Origin of the sequence: Dietzia sp. DQ11-38-2 (assembly GCF_014145055.1) — a bacterium.
GTDB lineage: Bacteria > Actinomycetota > Actinomycetes > Mycobacteriales > Mycobacteriaceae > Dietzia.
Window position 1 is genome coordinate 10,053 of sequence record NZ_JAALDW010000098.1, and the last position, 2,387, is coordinate 12,439.

Sequence of the window (2,387 nt, forward strand, 5' to 3'; positions counted from 1 at the left end):
GAGGTCCCCGGCCTGTTGATTGGCCAGGGTCCCCAGGAAGACCACGCTGTCGAGGTAGGCGTGAGGGTTGAGCCAGGTGAACGCCGCACACGCCGCGACCGCGCCCAGGGTCGAGGGGACGCGCGCGTCCCCGTCCACCTGCAGCCCGCTGCCGGGCCGGAGGGCCCGGGACGCGGCAACGGCGCCGTAGGCCAGCAGGAAGACGACCCCGAACCACGTCATCACGGTGAGGGCGGCGGGCGCGGACTCGACCAGCGCCCCGACCCCCGCCACACCGAGCAGGAGCAGGGCGGCCTCGGACACGACGCAGAACAGGACGATCGGGACCATCGCCACGTCTCCGCGAATCGAGCGTTGGAGAACGTAGGCGTTCTGGGCGCCGACGGCGGCGATGAGCCCGAGGCCCATACCGGCGCCCATGAGGAGGGTGGAGGTGGTGGTCACGCACTCACGCTAGATCCGCGCGGTCTGCAGTGCTACTACAGTTCTTCAGCTAGCATTAGCCAGACTTATGCACGCACTGCATCTGGATCACCTGCGTACCCTCGTGGCCGTCGTCGACCTCGGCTCCTTCGACGCGGCCGCCGCCCATCTCCACGTCACCCAGTCGGCGGTGTCTCAGCGCATCCGGTCGCTGGAAGATTCCGCCGGCCGCATCCTGGTCCGCAGGGACCGTCCCGTCACGGCGACCGATGCCGGCGAGACGGTGCTCAGGACCGCACGTCAGATGCTCCACCTGGAGGAGTCCCTGTCCCGCGAGTTCGACGGAGCGGAGACCCCGTCGGAGCACGTGGTCCTGGCGGTGGCGTGTAATTCCGACTCGCTCGCCACCTGGTTTCTCGACGCCATGACCGAGGTCCACGGCTCGGGCCAGGTGGTCTTCGACCTCCGCCGCGAGGACGAGTCATTGTCCTCCCAGCTCCTCCGTCGCGGCGAAGTGATGGCGGCGGTGACCAGCGAGTCCCGGGCCGTCCAGGGATGTCGGTCACTCCCCCTGGGGTCGATGCGATACCTCGCGTGCGCCAGTCCCGGATTCGTGGCCCGGCACCTGCGCGACGGTTCGCCCACGACCGCGCTGGGCCGGGCCCCCATCGTCGACTTCGACCGCAGCGACGCCCACCAGGAACTCCACTACCGTCGGCTCGCGCGACGCGAACCGACCGGCCCCCGCCACTTCGTCCCCAGCTCGCACGACCACGTCCGTGCCATCGCCGCCGGCTTGGGCTGGGGCCTGGTCCCCGAACAGTTGGCCACCCCGTGGCTGGTCTCCGGTGAGCTCACCGAGGTCTCTCCCGACCGCCCCCTCGACGTCCCGCTGTTCTGGCAACACTGGAGACTCCAGTCGCCCGGCCTCGACGCCCTGACCGCCGCGGTGCTCGAGACGGCCAGCGCAGAGTTGCGACCCTGACGAGGTGAGCGGGCCGGGGCGGGAGGGCCGGGGTGGGCCGCCGACCGACCCGGTCTGGGACCATGAGACCGTGAGTACCCCTGACACCCCCGGGCCCCGACTCGTGGTGGGCCTGGCCAACCCCGGTCCCGACTACGAGGGGACCCGCCACAACATCGGCTGGGACGTGCTGCTCGAGCTGGCCTCCCGCGCCCTGCCCATGCCGGCGAGTTTCTCCACACACAAGCGGACCAACTGCGAGGTGGCCCAGACGCGGGTCGCCGACCAGGCCGTGATCCTGGCCCGGCCGCGCAGCTACATGAACCTGTCCGGGGGGCCCGTCGCCGCGGTGGCCAAGTACTTCTCCGTCGCGCCCACCGACGTGATCGTGGTGCACGACGAGATCGACATCGACTTCGGACAGGTCCGTCTCAAGCGCGGCGGGGGCGAGGGCGGGCACAACGGGCTCCGCTCGGTCACCGCAGCCCTGGGCACCAGGGACTACATCAGGGTCCGCGCGGGGGTCGGCCGGCCACCGGGGCGCATGGCCGTGGCGGACTACGTGCTCAAGCGCTTCTCCAAGCTCGAGCAGCCCGACGTGCCGTTCCTGGTGCAGGACGCCGCCGACGCGGTCGAGCTCCTGCTCACCCACGGACTGGAGACCGCCCAGAACCAGGTCCACTCCGCGTGAGCCGCCCCCGGCGGTTCCGACGCGACGCCGTTCTGGGCTCCGGGGCCGACCTCTTCGACCGCGCGAGCCGCGCACTGTTCACCTGGGACATGCATCGCCGCGCCGGCCTCGTCGTCGTCTCCGACGGTCCCGCCACGGTCGGCCGCACCGTCACGCTCCGTCCGCGCACCGGGCCGGGGGCGTGGCTCAGAATCGCGGCGCCGTGCGAGGTCACGTCCGTTATCGACAGCCCCACCGCCCGCGGCTTCACCTACCTCGCGCTTCCCGGCCACCCCGAGACAGGCCGGGAGTCGTTCCTGGTCGAGCGCG

The 2,387-nt window shown here is 71.3% G+C and carries 4 protein-coding genes; 3 read left to right on the forward strand and 1 reads right to left on the reverse strand.

Translation table 11 applies throughout. From position 1 onward, the window contains the following. Positions 1–444: LysE family transporter (locus tag G6026_RS03890; protein WP_182612306.1), on the reverse strand; the 444-nt coding region annotated here is incomplete at its 3' end. Between the two features lie 67 nt (positions 445–511). Here G6026_RS03890 and G6026_RS03895 point away from each other — a divergent pair. From G6026_RS03895 to G6026_RS03905, 3 genes are all read left to right on the forward strand, one after another. Beyond that, complete coding sequence (locus G6026_RS03895; RefSeq protein WP_182612307.1) at positions 512–1,408, forward strand: LysR family transcriptional regulator ArgP; 897 nt, start codon at positions 512–514, stop codon at positions 1,406–1,408. 70 nt (positions 1,409–1,478) lie between these two features. Next, on the forward strand, positions 1,479–2,078 hold the full coding sequence (pth, locus tag G6026_RS03900; RefSeq protein WP_182612308.1) for an aminoacyl-tRNA hydrolase: 600 nt from the start codon (positions 1,479–1,481) through the stop codon (positions 2,076–2,078). Then, the coding region (locus G6026_RS03905; RefSeq protein ID WP_182612309.1) for a DUF1990 family protein at positions 2,075–2,387 on the forward strand (313 nt) is incomplete at its 3' end. The genes pth and G6026_RS03905, both read left to right, overlap by 4 nt.

What these genes read in the sequence shown, in the direction of transcription:
- G6026_RS03895 (WP_182612307.1), top strand. Translation starts at nt 512, where the DNA reads ATGCACGCACTGCATCTGGATCACCTGCGTACCCTCGTGGCCGTCGTC.